The sequence below is a fragment of the Massilia sp. Root133 genome (assembly GCF_001426525.1).
In the GTDB taxonomy this organism is placed as follows: domain Bacteria; phylum Pseudomonadota; class Gammaproteobacteria; order Burkholderiales; family Burkholderiaceae_D; genus Telluria; species Telluria orientalis.
In genome coordinates this window covers 222,560-237,159 of sequence record NZ_LMEW01000034.1, presented here as the reverse complement: position 1 = coordinate 237,159, position 14,600 = coordinate 222,560, and the positions used below count along the sequence as shown (strand labels likewise).

The 14,600-nt window shown below is 67.7% G+C and carries 10 protein-coding genes; 8 read left to right on the top strand and 2 right to left on the bottom strand.

What is annotated here, in order from left to right:
- The first annotated feature begins 38 nt into the window (after window positions 1–38).
- The 6 genes from smc to ASD28_RS25500 are packed head-to-tail and all read left to right on the top strand — an operon-like array spanning window position 39 to window position 9,007.
- Window positions 39–3,563, top strand: a complete 3,525-nt coding sequence (gene smc / locus ASD28_RS25525; RefSeq protein ID WP_082577391.1) for a chromosome segregation protein SMC — start codon at window positions 39–41, stop codon at window positions 3,561–3,563.
- Window positions 3,560–4,738, top strand: coding sequence for a cell division protein ZipA C-terminal FtsZ-binding domain-containing protein (locus ASD28_RS25520; RefSeq protein ID WP_056135301.1), 1,179 nt, complete (start codon window positions 3,560–3,562; stop codon window positions 4,736–4,738). Before smc ends, ASD28_RS25520 begins: the two co-directional genes overlap by 4 nt.
- 7 nt (window positions 4,739–4,745) lie before the next feature.
- Window positions 4,746–7,094 carry an NAD-dependent DNA ligase LigA gene (gene ligA / locus ASD28_RS25515; RefSeq protein ID WP_056135299.1) on the top strand — a complete coding sequence of 783 codons (2,349 nt, stop codon included), beginning with the start codon at window positions 4,746–4,748 and terminating at the stop codon, window positions 7,092–7,094.
- Window positions 7,095–7,104: 10 nt separating this feature from the next.
- Window positions 7,105–7,995 carry a UTP--glucose-1-phosphate uridylyltransferase GalU gene (gene galU / locus ASD28_RS25510; protein ID WP_056135296.1) on the top strand — a complete coding sequence of 297 codons (891 nt, stop codon included), beginning with the start codon at window positions 7,105–7,107 and terminating at the stop codon, window positions 7,993–7,995.
- Window positions 7,992–8,528 carry a peptide deformylase gene (gene def, locus ASD28_RS25505; protein ID WP_056135294.1) on the top strand — a complete coding sequence of 179 codons (537 nt, stop codon included), beginning with the start codon at window positions 7,992–7,994 and terminating at the stop codon, window positions 8,526–8,528. Before galU ends, def begins: the two co-directional genes overlap by 4 nt.
- Window positions 8,525–9,007 (top strand): hypothetical protein, encoded by a 483-nt coding sequence (locus ASD28_RS25500; RefSeq protein ID WP_056135291.1) that lies wholly within the window; start codon window positions 8,525–8,527, stop codon window positions 9,005–9,007. The genes def and ASD28_RS25500 overlap by 4 nt, the downstream gene beginning before the upstream one ends.
- Here ASD28_RS25500 and ASD28_RS25495 read toward each other — a convergent pair.
- Together ASD28_RS25495 and ASD28_RS25490 are read right to left on the bottom strand one after the other, a co-directional pair.
- Window positions 8,999–10,795 (bottom strand): DUF885 family protein, encoded by a 1,797-nt coding sequence (locus tag ASD28_RS25495; RefSeq protein WP_056135288.1) that lies wholly within the window; start codon window positions 10,793–10,795, stop codon window positions 8,999–9,001. The genes ASD28_RS25500 and ASD28_RS25495 overlap by 9 nt on opposite strands.
- A 103-nt stretch (window positions 10,796–10,898) precedes the next feature.
- Window positions 10,899–12,515 carry a M28 family peptidase gene (locus ASD28_RS25490; RefSeq protein WP_056135284.1) on the bottom strand — a complete coding sequence of 539 codons (1,617 nt, stop codon included), beginning with the start codon at window positions 12,513–12,515 and terminating at the stop codon, window positions 10,899–10,901.
- Between the two features lie 173 nt (window positions 12,516–12,688).
- Between ASD28_RS25490 and ASD28_RS25485 the strand changes: the two genes are divergently transcribed.
- Both ASD28_RS25485 and ASD28_RS25480 read left to right on the top strand, forming a co-directional pair.
- Window positions 12,689–13,084 carry a hypothetical protein gene (locus tag ASD28_RS25485; RefSeq protein WP_056135282.1) on the top strand — a complete coding sequence of 132 codons (396 nt, stop codon included), beginning with the start codon at window positions 12,689–12,691 and terminating at the stop codon, window positions 13,082–13,084.
- Window positions 13,081–14,541 (top strand): ATPase domain-containing protein, encoded by a 1,461-nt coding sequence (locus tag ASD28_RS25480; protein WP_056135279.1) that lies wholly within the window; start codon window positions 13,081–13,083, stop codon window positions 14,539–14,541. The genes ASD28_RS25485 and ASD28_RS25480 overlap by 4 nt, the downstream gene beginning before the upstream one ends.
- Window positions 14,542–14,600 lie beyond the last annotated feature (59 nt).

Here is a 14,600-nt window from a genome sequence, read left to right as displayed (position 1 = left end):
GCAGCCTTTATCGACTTCTCCCCCTACCGTAAGCGAACGTGCGTCTATCCTCCATCAAATTGTCGGGATTTAAGTCTTTCGTCGATCCCACCAATTTCCAGGTGCCGGGGCAGCTGGTCGGCGTGGTCGGCCCGAACGGATGCGGCAAATCGAACATCATCGATGCCGTACGGTGGGTGCTGGGCGAATCGAAAGCGTCCGAGCTGCGCGGCGAGTCGATGCAGGACGTGATCTTCAACGGTTCCACCAACCGCAAGCCGGCCGGGCGCGCATCCGTCGAACTCGTGTTCGACAACAGCGCCGGCAAGGCGGCCGGGCAGTGGGGCCAGTACGCCGAGATCGCCGTCAAGCGCACGCTCACGCGCGACGGCACGTCGACCTATTACATCAACGGCCAGCCCGTGCGCCGGCGCGACATCCAGGACATCTTCCTCGGCACGGGCCTGGGGCCCCGCGCCTACGCCATCATCGGCCAGGGCATGATCTCGCGCATCATCGAATCGCGCCCGGAAGAGCTGCGCGTGTTCCTCGAGGAAGCGGCGGGCGTCTCGAAGTACAAGGAGCGCCGGCGCGAGACGGAAAACCGGCTGTCCGACACGCGCGAGAACCTGCTGCGCGTGGAAGACATCCTGCGCGAGCTGAACGCCAACCTGGAAAAGCTGGAAGCGCAGGCCGCCGTCGCCAACCGCTTCCACCAGCTGCAGGCCGACCAGGAAGAGAAGCAGAAACTGCTGTGGCTCCTGCGCCGCAACGAGGCCAGGGCCGAGCAGCTGCGCTGGTTCCAGGAGATGGAGCAGGCGCAGACCGGACTCGAATCCCAGAACGCGCAGCTGCGCAACCTGGAGCTCGAGCTGGAACGCATGCGCCAGGCGCACTACGAGACGGGCGACCGCCTGCACGTGGCGCAGGGCGCGCTGTACCAGACCAATTCCGAGATCGGCAGCCTGGAAGCGCAGATCAAGTTCGTCGTCGAGTCGCGCACGCGCCTGCAGAACCAGATCGGCACGCTCACGGCACAGCGCGAGCAATGGCTGAACCAGGCGGGCGAGACGCAGGAGCAGATCGAGGAAGCGGAGTTCCGCCTGGAAGAACTGGCCGCGCGCGTGGAAGGCGCGCAGATCGCTGCCGAGGCGCAGAACGAACGCTTGCCAGACCTGGAAGCCGCGTGGCGCGACGCGCAGAACAAGTCGACCGAATCGCGTGCCCGCATCATGCAGATCCAGCAGCGCATCGAGCTGTCGTCCGCGCACCAGCGCAACGCGTCGAACATCCTCGCGAATCTCGCTACGCGGCGCGAGCGCCTGCAGCAGGAGCGCGGTGGGCTGAACCTGCCGGACGCCGGCCACCTCGACAACCTGCGCATGCAGCTGGAAGAAAAGCAGCTGCAGCTGGAAGAACAGAACCTGATGCTGGAAGAGGCCACCAGCCGCCAGGAAGCCGTCGAGCAGGAGCGGCGCGACGCGCATGCGCACGTCCAGCAGGAGACCGCGTCCAACGCCAGGCTGGAAGCGCGCTCGACCGCGCTGCGGCAGCTGCAGGAACGCGTGCAGACGCAAGGTAAAGTCCAGCCGTGGCTGCAGAAGCACGAACTGGATAAACTGCCGCGCCTGTGGCAGAAGCTCGACATCGAGACCGGCTGGGAAACGGCGCTGGAATCCGTGCTGCGCGAGCGCACGGGCGCGCTGGAGGTGTCGAACCTCGACTGGGCGCGCGGCTTCTTCGGCGATGCGCCTCCGGCCCGCCTGGCGCTGTATTCGCCGGCGCCGGGCAGCGCGGGCGCGCAGGATCATCACGGCCTGAAGCCGTTCGCGAGCCTCCTCAAGCTGAACGACCCGGGCCTGCGCGGCCTGCTGGACGACTGGCTGACCGGCGTCTACGTGGCCGACGATCCGGGCACCGCGCTCGCGCAGCGAGGGAAACTCCCCCCGGGCGGGTGCTTCGTCACGCCGCAGGGCCATATGGTGACGGCATCGAGTGTGCGTTTCTACGCGGCCGACGCCGAGCAGGACGGCGTGCTCGCACGCCAGCACGAGATCGACAACATCGGCAAGCAGTTGCGCGCGCAGGCGCTGCTGCTGGACGAGGCCCGCACGCGCGCCACGCGCGCCGACGCGGCAGTCTCCGACCTGCAGCGCCGCCTGCAGGATGGCCGCCAGAAGGTCGCCACGTTGCAGCGCGACGTGCATGCGCTGCAGATCGACGTCGTCAAGCAGGCCGAGGTCGAGGCGCGCTTCAACCAGCGCAGCGGCCAGATCGCGGCGGACCTCGACGAGATCGCCGCGCAGGAAGCGGAGCAGCGCCAGGCGAAGGCCGAGGCGGAAGCGCAGTTCGAAGAGCTGGACATGGAACTGGCCGAGCTGCAGGGCGCGCACGAGGATGGCCAGGTCGAGTTCCAGGAACAGGAACGCATCCTCGCCGAAGCGCGCAACCGCCTGCGCGACCTGGAGCGCGCGGCGCAGGAAGCCGTGTTCGCGGAAAAGACGCAGCGCACGCGCATCGAGGAGCTGCGCCGTACGATCGCCACCGCCCAGCAGCAGGCGCAGCAAGTCCTGGAAAGCATCGCCGCCGGCAAGCTGGAACTGGAAGCGCTGGAATCCGGCGCCGCGGCCGAGGGCTTGCAAGGCCTGCTCGCGCGCCGCACGGAACAGGAAAAAGCGCTGGCCGATGCGCGCCACGAACTGGACCAGCTCACGCAGCAGCTGCGCGCGGCGGAAGAAGCGCGCATGGCGGCGGAGCGCGGCCTGCAGCCGCAGCGCGAGCGCATCACCGAGATGCAGCTGAAGGAACAGGCCGCGCGCCTGAACCAGGAACAGTTCGCGGAAGCGCTGGCCGCCACCGGCGCCGACGAGGCGGCGCTGGCGGAAAAACTCGATCCGGAGCTGAAACCGTCCTACCTGCAGGGCGAGGTCACGCGCCTGACGAACGCCATCGCGTCGCTCGGCGCCGTCAACCTCGCGGCGGTGGAAGAGCTGGCGCAGGCGACGGAAAGAAAACGCTTCCTCGACGCGCAGAACAACGACTTGCTGGAGGCGATCGGCACGCTGGAAGGCGCGATCCAGCGGATCGACCGCGAATCGCGCGACCTGCTGCAGGACACGTTCGACCGCGTCAACGAGCATTTCTCGGAACTGTTCCCGATCCTGTTCGGCGGCGGCCAGGCGAAGCTCGTGATGACGGGGGACGAAATCCTCGACTCGGGCGTGCAGGTGATGGCCCAGCCGCCCGGCAAGAAGAACGCGACGATCCATTTGCTGTCCGGCGGCGAGAAGGCGCTGACGGCGACGGCCCTCGTGTTCTCGATGTTCCGTTTGAACCCGGCGCCGTTCTGCCTCCTCGACGAGGTCGACGCGCCGCTGGACGACGCCAATACCGAGCGCTTCTGCCGCATGGTGAAGCGCATGTCGGACCATACCCAATTCCTCTTCATCTCGCACAACAAGATCGCGATGGAGATGGCCAACCAACTGATCGGTGTGACGATGCAGGAGCAGGGCGTGTCGCGCATCGTGGCGGTGGACATGGAGTCCGCCGCGAATTTCGCTACTGAGGCACAAGCAGCATGACAGACTTTCAAATGAGCCTGATCGCGGCCGGCGGCGTCTTCGTCGTCGGCGTCATTAGTTACAACAAGTGGCAGGAGTACAAGGCCCGCAAGAGCGTCGAGCGCGCGTTTTCGCACGACCACGACGACGTGCTGATGAAGGGCGGCGCGAACGAGCGCGCGGAACCGCACGTCCAGCGTCACGAGCCCGTGCTGGACGGCGCGCCCGTGCCGGACCACGACGTGCTGATCGAGCCGGGCATCGTCGCCGAGCCGTTCCAGCACGCCGCGCCGGGCCCCACACCGGCCGCCGCGCCGGTGCCCGCGGCCGCGGCTGCGCTCGATCCGGCCGCGGAGCTGCCGGCCGTGAAGCCGGACACGCCGCCCGCGCAACTGGCCGAGAACCTCGTCGACCCGCTGATCGACTGCCTGATCCCGCTGAATTCGGAAGGCCCGCTGCGCGGCGACCGCATCCTGCCCGCGCTGCTGAAACTGCGCCGCGTCGGCAACAAGCCCGTGCACTTCGTCGGCCTCGCGGTGAACGGCGACTGGGAACCGATCGTGCACGGCGGCGTGTACACGAAGCTGCAGGCCGGCGTCCAGCTGGCCACGCGCACGACCGCGCTGAACGAGCTGGAATACTCGGAGATGGTCACGCGCCTGCGCGCCGTCGCCGACGAGATTCAAGCAGAGCCGGAAGTGCCGGACATGATCGAAGTGATGAGCGAAGCGAAGACCTTGCACCGCTTCGTCGCGGGCCACGATGCGCAACTCGGCGTGAACCTCGCGTCCAAAGGCGCGCCGTGGGCGATGGCCACGTTGATCGGCGCGCTGGAAAACGCGGGCTTCGACGTGCGCCCGGACGGCAAGTTCGTCATGCTGGATAAAGAGGAGGGCGGCGGCACCCTGTTCACGCTGTCCACGAACGTCACGCTGGGCGCCGATACGACGTCGCGCCTGACGCTCCTTTTGGACGTACCGTGCGTGGCCCCGGCCCGCGACGGCTTCGGCAAGATGGTCGCGTGCGCGAAAGACCTCGAGCAGCGCCTGGACGCCGCCATCGTCGACGACTTCGACCAGCCGCTGACGGATGCGGCGCTGGAAGAGATCGCGGGCCAGGTGCGCGAGTTCTACCAGGAGATGGACGCGGCCGACATCGCCGCCGGTTCCACCCGCGCGCTGCGCCTGTTCAGCTGAGGTGACGATGAGCGAGAATGCGCTGGAACGGATGGCGTGGCTCGTCAAGGAGCTGAACCACCACATCTACAACTACCACGTGCTCGACGCGCCGACGATTCCCGACGCCGAATACGACAAGCTGTTCCGCGAACTGCAGGCGCTGGAAACGCAGCATCCCGAAGCCGTGTCGGTGGATTCGCCGACGTCGCGCGTGGGCGCCGCGCCGATCCCCGAGTTCAAGCAGGTCACGCATGCCGTGCCCATGCTGTCGTTGAACAACGGCTTTTCCGATGAAGACATCGACAACTTCGACCGCCGCGTGCGCGATGGCCTCGGCCGTGCGCAGGTGCAGTATGCGGCCGAGCTGAAATTCGACGGTCTCGCGATGAGCCTGCGCTACGAGAACGGCGTGTTCGTGCAGGCCGCCACGCGCGGCGACGGCTACACGGGCGAGGACGTCACCGCCAACATCCGCACCGTGAAAGTGATCCCGCTGCGCCTCCGTGGCGACGATATTCCGGCCGTGCTGGAAGTGCGCGGCGAAGTCCTGATGTTCAAGGAAGACTTCGAACGCCTGAACCAGCGCCAGCGCGACGCGGGCCAGAAGGAATTCGCGAATCCGCGCAACGCGGCCGCGGGCAGCCTGCGCCAGCTCGATGCGCGCATCACGGCGCAGCGCCGCCTGCGCTTCTTCGCCTATGGCATCGGCCTGCTCGAAGGCGCGCCGCTGCCGGAATCGCATTCGAAGGCACTGGACTGGCTCGACCAGCTTGGTCTTCCCGTGGCGAAGGAACGCGCGGTGGTCGCCGGATGCGAAGGCCTGCTGGGCTACTTCCACGACATCGGCGCGCGCCGCAAGTCGCTGCCGTACGAGATCGACGGCGTCGTCTACAAGGTCGACCGCCTGGCGGACCAGCGCGAGCTGGGCTTCGTGTCGCGCGCGCCCCGTTTCGCGCTCGCTCATAAATTCCCGGCCGAGGAAGCGCTGACGACGGTGTCCGCCATCGACGTGCAGGTAGGCCGCACGGGCGCGATCACGCCCGTGGCGCGCCTCGTGCCCGTCTCGGTCGGCGGCGTGACCGTCACGAATGCCACGCTACACAACGAGGACGAGGTGCGGCGCAAGGACGTGCGCGTGGGCGACACGGTCGTCGTGCGCCGCGCGGGCGACGTCATCCCCGAGGTGCTGTCCGTCGTGCTGGAGCGCCGCCCCACGCCGGTGCCGCCCGTGTACGAACTGCCGAAGACGTGCCCCGTGTGCGGCTCGCACGTCGTGCGCGAAGAGGGCGAGGCCATCGCGCGCTGCTCCGGCGGCCTGACGTGCGCCGCGCAGCGCAAAGAGGCGATCCGCCATTTCGCGGGCCGCCGGATGATGGACATCGAGGGCCTGGGCGACCGCTACATCGACAGCCTCGTCGAAGCGAACCTGATCCACGGCGTGGCGGACCTGTATCGCCTCACCCTGGACGACCTGCTCAAGATGAAACGCCTCGCCGATGAACGCGACGGCACGACGCCGGAGACGGTCAAGCAGGGCAAGGTCGCGACGAAGTGGGCGGACAACCTGCTGGCCGCCATCGCCGCCAGCAAGCACCCGCCGCTGGAGCGGCTGCTGTTCGCGCTGGGCATCCGCCATGTGGGCGAGTCGACGGCCAAGACACTGGCCGACTGGCTCGGCAGCCTGGCGCTGGTGCGGCGCGCGCCGGCCCCTCTGCTGCGCGTGCTGCCCGACATCGGCGGCACGGTCGCGGAAGCGATCGCCGACTTCTTCGCGGAAGAGAAGAACCAGCAGGCGCTGAACGATCTGCTGGCGGCAGGCGTCGCGCCGCAGGGCGAGCATGCGCCGCGCGCGCAGCTGCGCGAAAAGCTGGACGACGTGGGCCTGCTGGCCGCGCTCGGGATCCCGAAACTGACGGAGCCGCGCGCACGCCAGCTGCTGGCCGACGGCCGCACCCTGGACGACCTCGCGCACCTGAAGATCTTCAGCGTGTTCGGCCTGCCGGAAGGCGTCGTCACGGCGCTGGAGCAGTGGATGGCGGTGCCGGGCAACCGCGCCATGCTGGCCGCGCTGGCGGCGCTGCGCACCGAGCTGCTGGCGCAGTTGCCGCAGGATGCCGTCGACGCGGCCGGTCCGCTGAGCGGCAAGACCTTCGTGCTGACGGGCACCCTGCCGACGATGTCGCGCGATGCCGCGGGCGCGCTGATCGAACAGGCGGGCGGCAAGGTGTCCGGCTCGGTGTCGAAAAAGACCTCGTACGTCGTCGCCGGTGCGGAAGCGGGCAGCAAGCTGGAAAAGGCCGAGCAGCTCGGCGTGACCGTGCTGGACGAGGCGGGCCTGCTGGCCCTGCTGGGTGCACAGAATTCAATAAAATAGGAGCTTCACAATGACCGCAATCAAGAAAGCCGTATTCCCGGTCGCTGGCCTCGGTAGCCGCTTCCTGCCGGCCACCAAGGCCCAGCCGAAGGAAATGCTGCCCATCGTCGACAAGCCGCTGATCCAGTACGCGGTCGAGGAAGCGGTGGCCGCCGGCATCACGGAACTGGTGTTCATCACCGGCCGCAACAAGCGCGCCATCGAAGACCATTTCGACAAGGCCTACGAGCTGGAATCGGAGCTGGAAGCGGCCGGCAAGAAGGAACTGCTGAAGCTCGTGCAGCAGGTCATTCCGAAGAACGTCAACTGCATCTACATCCGCCAGCCCGCCGCGCTGGGCCTGGGCCACGCCGTGCTGTGCGCCCGTCCCGTGATCGGCAACGAGCCGTTCGCCGTGCTGCTCGCGGACGACTTCATGGACACGGCCGAAGGCCACAAGCCGGTGCTGGCGCAGATGACGGACCTGTATGGCTACGAGAAGTGCAGCGTGCTCGCCGTGCAGGACGTGCCGCGCGCAAACACGCGCCAGTACGGCATCGTCAGCGCGCGCGCCTACCGTCCGGACCTGGAACTGGTCTCCGGCATCGTCGAGAAACCGAAGCCCGAGGACGCGCCGTCGACCCTGGCCGTCGTGGGCCGCTACGTGCTGTCCGGCGCCATCTTCGAACACCTGGAAAACCTGGGTACCGGTGCCGGCGGCGAGATCCAGCTGACCGACGGCATCGCGTCGCTGATGTCGCGCGAACGCGTGCTCGCGTACCGCTATGCCGGCACGCGCTACGACTGCGGCTCCAAGCTGGGCTACCTGAAGGCGACGGCCGCCATCGGCATGAAGCATCCGGAGACGGCCGAGGGCTACCGCGAATTCCTCACGCACCTGTGCGCGGACCTGCCGAAATGACGATCCGCGAGATCCTCAAGATGGGCGACCCGCGCCTGCTGCGCGTGGCGGAGCCCGTGCGCGGGTTCGACACGCCCGAGCTGCATGCGCTGGTCCGGGACATGTTCGAGACGATGCACGCCGTCGACGGCGCCGGCCTGGCCGCGCCCCAGATCGGCGTCAACCTGCAGCTGGTGATCTTCGGCTTCGGCAAGAACCAGCGCTACCCGGACGCGCCCGCCGTGCCGGAGACGGTGCTGATCAACCCGGTGCTCAAGCCGTTGTCGGAAGAGATGGAAGAGGGTGTCGAAGGCTGTCTGTCCGTGCCGGGCCTGCGCGGCAGCGTGCCGCGCTACACGCGCCTGCATTACGAGGGCGTCGACCAGTACGGCAACCCGATCAGCCGCGACGTCGACGGCTTTCACGCGCGCGTCGTGCAGCACGAAGTGGATCACCTGCTGGGCATCCTGTACCCGATGCGGATCCGCGACTTCACCCGCTTCGGCTTCACGGAAGTGATGTTCCCCGATCTCGATCCGAAGGCCGACGATTGAAGCCGCACACTCTTTTCGCCTTGCTGGCGTTGCTCGGCACCGGCGCGCACGCCGACGACCTGTTCACGAAGATCGACGCCGACCCGAAGAGCGAGCTGTGGATCGACAGCGGCTTCGCGACCTACCACTTCGACCGCGACAAGAACCTCAACGGCGGCAACCGCGGCGTCGGCGTCGAATACCGCTTCTCCGGCACGATGGCGGCCGCCGCCGGGCGCTTCGTCAACAGCGACCGCTATTACTCGAATTACGCGGGTGTTCTCTGGCAGCCGTATGCGCTGGGTCCCGTGCGCCTCGGCGCGGCGATCGCGCTGTTCGACGGGTATCCGAAGATGCGCGACCGCGGCTGGTTCCCGGCCGTCGTGCCCACGTTCACGTACGAGTATCGACGCGTGGGCGTGAATGTCGGCGTGATCCCGTCGTACAAGGATCGCCTGTACGGCGGCATCTCGGTGCAGCTGAAGGTCAAATTATTTTGATGCCGGCCGCTTGACGTCTTCATACGGCGACTTCCCGCCGTCCGCGATGAACGTATCGATCCGCGCCTTCAGCACGGGCAGCGGCACGGCCCCGAGCTGCAGCACCGTGTCGTGGAACGCGCGGATGTCGAACCTGTCGCCCAGCGCCGCCTCGGCCTTCCGGCGTGATTCGACGATCGCCATCTCGCCCAGGTAGTACGACAGCGCCTGCCCCGGCCAGGAGATGTAGCGGTCGACCTCCGTCTCGATCTCGTGGTCGGACAGCGCCGTGTTGTCGTGCAGGTAGGCCTGCGCCTGTTCGCGCGTCCAGCCCAGCGCGTGGATGCCCGTGTCGACGACGAGGCGGCTCGCGCGCCAGGCCTGGTAGCTCAGCATGCCGAACGTTTCGTAGGGCGTCTCGTACATCCCCATCTCGCTGCCCAGGCGCTCGCAATACAGCGCCCAGCCTTCGCCGTACGCCGAAATGTAGGCGCGGCGGAACGGCGGCACGCCCTGCTGTTCCAGCGCCACCGGCATCTGGAACGCGTGGCCCGGCGCCGATTCGTGCAGGGTCAGCGCGGGGAGGCTGTACAGCGCGCGCGCCGGCAGGTTGTACGTGTTGACGAGGTAGATGCCCGGACCGCCGCGCGCCGACGTGTAGTACGGCGCCTGGTCCGGCGGGACGGGCACGATGGCGAAGCGGCGGCGCGGCAGGTAGCCGAAGTACTGGTCGGCCTTGCCGTCGAATTTCTTGGAAATCCACGCGGCGCGCATCAGCAGTTCTTCCGGCGTCTTCGCGTAGAACTGCGGGTCGCTGCGCAGGAAAGCGAGGAAGGCGGGCAGGTCGCCCTTGAACCCCGCCTTGACCATCGTCTGCTGCATGTCGGCGCGGATCTTCGCCATCTCGGACAGCCCGATCTGGTGGATCTGCTGCGCCGTCATGTCCGTGGTCGTGTACTCGACGATCTTCGACTGGTAATACGCCTTCCCGTCCGGCAGGCGCTCGGCGGCGAGCGTCGTGCGCGCCTTCGGCACGTACTCGTCGCGGAAGAACTGCAGGGCTTGCGCGTACGCGGGCTTCACGGCACTGCCGATCAGCGCGATGCCTTGCGCGCGCAGGCGCGCCTGCTCGTCCATCGAAATCGTCGCCGGCATCTCCTTGAACGGCGTGTACCACACCGTGTCTTCCGGCGCCTTCGCGTTCACGATATTGAGGAGCGGCGCGTCGCGCCCGGCCAGGGTCACCTGCGGCGGCGTGAACCCGCGCGCGAGACCGGCGCGCATATTGTCCAGTTCCTGGCCGAAGTAGCGGGGCAGGTCGGCCAACTGGGCGAGGTAGGCGCGGTATTCTTCCGCGTTCTTCAGCGGGCGGCGCGCGATGTAGGCGATGTCGGACCAGAACGCGCTGTCCGCATTCACGGGCTGCTCGTATTCGCGGAAGCGCTGCGCCGCGACGAACGCGGCGATCTGCGCGCGGTACACGGCATGGTTGATCTGCTCGGCGCGCGAGAGGTCCGCCGCGCGGATGCCGTCCAGCTGGCGCAGCACGCCTTCCCACATCGCCAGGCGCGCGGCCTGCGTGCGCGCGTCGACCTTCGGCAGCGCGTCGCGGACGTCGCGCGGCTCGTCCTCGTCCCACGCGAGCCGCTGCTTGACACGCCACTGCCACTCTGCCTTGTAGATGGCCTGGAAACGCGCGTCGGCCTTTGCGGCCGCCTTGGCGGCAACGGGCGCGGCGAGGGCGTCGACAGGCGCGAACTGCGCGGACAGGGCGAGGGAAAGGGCGGCGGCGAGCAAGGTCTGCTTCATGGTGGTCCTGTGGTCGAGGTGTCGTGAGCGAGGCAGGGTATTGCCTCGACTCACGATATTACCCGCCGGACCGGGCCGAAGCCAGTCGCATTTTGGTAACCCTTCAACGCTTGACTTTGCCGTACGCCTCGCCCGCCTTCCAGGTCGGCATCGTCGGCGCATTCGCGACCGCATAGCCGAGATTCAGGGTGAACTGCGCCTGCTGCACCATGCCGGACAAATCCCAGGACGGGTCGTACTGGTCGCTGACCTGGTGGTAGTCCTCGGTGAATGCGCGCATCTTCGCGCCTTCCGCGGACTGGTCATGCTCGAAGTCGAAATGGCCGTCGCCGGAGAACACGGCCGAGCCGACGTTGAACGCGGGGACGCCGGCCTTGGCGAAGTTGAAGTGGTCGGCGCGGAAGTAGGCGCCGCCGAGGTCCGGCACCGGTGCGGCCAGGCCCAGGCCCATCGCCTTCGCGACCGTGGCGGACGTCGCGTACAGCGAGCTGCGTTCGGCGCCGGCCACGCCCATGTCGCGCGTGCGGCCGACGAAGTTCATGCTGTCCAGGTTCAGGTCCGCGGCCGTCTTTGCCAGCGGCCACACGGGATGGCGCACATACGCCAGGCTGCCCAGCAGGCCTTGTTCTTCCGCGCAGGGCCACAGGAAGATCTGCGTGCGCCTGGCCGGACGCTTGACGGCGGCCTGCGCCATCGCGAGCAGGGCGGCCGTGCCGGAGCCGTTGTCGATGGCGCCGTTCCAGATGTGGTCCGGCTTGCCGTTGTCCGGATCGATCCCCAGGTGGTCCCAGTGCGCGGAATAGATCACGGCCTGGTCGCGCAGCTTCGGATCGGTGCCGGGCACGATGCCGGCCACGTTGTACTCGACGACGGTGCGCACGGCACTCTTCACGTCGGCCTCGACGCTGGCCGCGAGCGGCACCGGCCTGAAGCCGCGCACCTCGGCCGCGGCGCGCAGGCGGTCGAGGTCCTGGCCGCTGGCCGCGAGGAGCGTCCGCGCCATGTCTTCGCTGATCCAGCCCTGCAGCGCGTTGCCTTTGCCCGCCAGGTGGAACTGCTCGTGCGAGAAGCTGTTGGCCGGGACGCTCCACGGATACGACGCGGACGGCGTCGTGTGGATCAGCAGGATGCCCGCCGCGCCCTGGCGCACGGCTTCCTCGAACTTGTACGTCCAGCGGCCGTACCACGTGAGCGACTTGCCGCCGAAGCGGTCCGGCTCCGCGCCGGTCGGCTGCGGATCGTTGACCATCGCGACGAGCACCTTGCCCTTCACGTCGGCGCCGAGGAAATCGTTCCAGCGTTCGTCGGGCGCGTCGATGCCGTAGCCGACGAACACGAGGGGCGCCGACACGCGCGTGGCCGCGTTGCCGTTGGCGTTGCCGAACACCACGTCCTGGCCGAACGTGGCCAACAGCACGCGGCCGCCGGCCACGAAGCGCAGCTGGCTGGCGGGCAGCGTCTTCTGGCCGATCAGTTCGACCTTCTGGCGGTAGCCGCCGTCCGCCAGCGGCTTCAGGCCCAGCACGGCGGCCTGGGTCTCGAGGTAGCGCACGGTCAGTTCGCCGCCGCGCTGGCCCGTGCCGCGGCCTTCCAGCAGGTCGTCGGCGAGAAAGGACAGGTGGGCGCGCAGCGGTGCCTCGGCCACGGGAGGGGCGGACTGGGCATGCGCGGCGCCTGCGGCGGCGAGGAGCAAGGAAGCGACACTGGTACGGAAAAGCATGGTGAACGGCTCATGATCGATACAAAGCGCGATGGTAGCACCGGGCGTCGCACGTTGTCCGTATTGACACTCTATTAAAAAAATTAACCATGCATTCACGTTATAATCGGTAGAACGGACGTGCCAAGCCGAGGCCACGCCGCATGGCATGACAACCCCGACACCACCCCTGCATGGATAAAGACGAAAACAGAGCGCAACCGGCTCCCGCCGATCATGCCGCGCCGCTGATCCGGCCCTGGTCGCGCCTGGGCCGGCAGTTGGTGCCGCTGATTGGCGAAGGCGGTTTCGTCGCGTTGTTCACGCGCTCGGCGCGGCTGCTGGCGCCGCCGCGGGCGTGGCTCAGCGTCGACGCCACGCGCCGCACGAGCACGCTGCTGCTGACCGCTCTCGAGCAAGACCTGGCGGCGGCGGACCCCCGGGAAGCGGCCGCGACACACGATGAATTGATGGGTCTGTTCGTGCGGCAGCTGGGGACCCTCATCGGCCCCGCGTTGACGGCACGGCTGCTGTCCGAAACCGGTGCGGACGGCACGCCGCAAAAGAATCAGGAGGAGCACAAGCAATGAGCGGAAAAGTAACCCTGGAGAAACTGAGCACCGGTGTGCCAGGGCTCGATGTGCTTCTGGGCGGCGGCCTGACCGAGTTTTCGTTCACGCTGATCGCGGGTGCGCCCGGCAGCGGCAAGACGACGCTCGCGCACCAGATCATGTTTGCGCTCGCGAGCGAACAGCGGCGCGCGCTGTTCTTCACGGTGCTGGGCGAACCGCCGCTGAAGATGCTGCGCTACCAGCAGCAGTTCTCGTTCTTCGACATGGACAAGGTCGGACCCGCCGTCCGCTACGTCAACCTGGCCGACGACCTGCGCGCCGGCGACTTCAGCGGCGTGCTGGAACGGATCATGCGCGAAGTGGAGGACTTCGGCCCGAGCCTCGTGTTCGTCGATTCGTTCCGCTCCGTCGTGCAGACGGCGCGCAGCGGCAACGAGGGCCTGTGGGACCTGCAGCACTTCATCCAGGAGCTGGGCTCGCGCATGGCCACGTGGCAGGCGACCACGTTCCTGATCGGCGAATACAGCCAGGCCGACGTCGAGGCCAACCCGATCATCACAGTGGCCGACGGCATGATCGCGCTGTCGCACAACCTGGACGAGGACGCGGTGGTGCGCAAGATCCGCATCATCAAGATGCGCGGCCAGGCCCACATGGCGGGCGCGCACACCTTGCGCATCACGGACGACGGCATCCGCGTCTACCCGCGCCTGCTCACGCCGCAGCCCGAGGCCTACCTGACCATCGCCGCCGATCCGGCCCGCATTCCGACCGGCGTCGCGGGCCTGGACGACATGCTGCACGGCGGCCTGCCCCTGGGCCACACGATGCTCGTCTCCGGCCCCACGGGGATCGGCAAGACGATCCTCGGCACGCGCTTCCTGCAGGCCGGGGCGGAGCAGGGCGAGAAGGGCGTCGCCGTGTTCTTCGAAAAACACACGGCGCGCCTGCACAACGCGGAACTGGTCAAGATGGTGCAGGGAGGCCAGGTGACGGTGCTGCAATCGCTGTCGCTGTCGCTCACGGTCGAGGAATTGCTGGACCAGCTGACGGAGGCGATCGACCGCACCGGCGCGACGCGCGTCGTGATCGATTCGCTGTCGGAGATCGGCCTGTATCTCGCGCCGGAATTCCGCTACGACCTGCGCGTGTCCGTGCTGCGCACGCTGTCGCTGCTGGCGCGGCGCGGCGTCACTGCCCTCATCACCGTCGGCTATGAGGACAACACGCCGAACTGGCGCTTCTCGATCGACAACCTGTGCTTCCTGGCCGACGCGGTGCTGTCGATGCGCTTCGCCGAAATCGAGGGACACATCTGCAAGTTCATGACGGTGGTGAAGGTGCGCGGCACGGACCACAGCAACGAGCTGCGCGAATACCGCATCACCGACAAGGGCATCGAAGTCGATCCGCAGGCGACGGAACTCGATGCCCTGATGTCGGGCTTTCCGACGCGGCGCCCGCCGCACAACTGAGGACGACGATGGGAACGTACCAGCAACAGCCCCCTGTTTCGGAACAGCGTTCCCTGCAA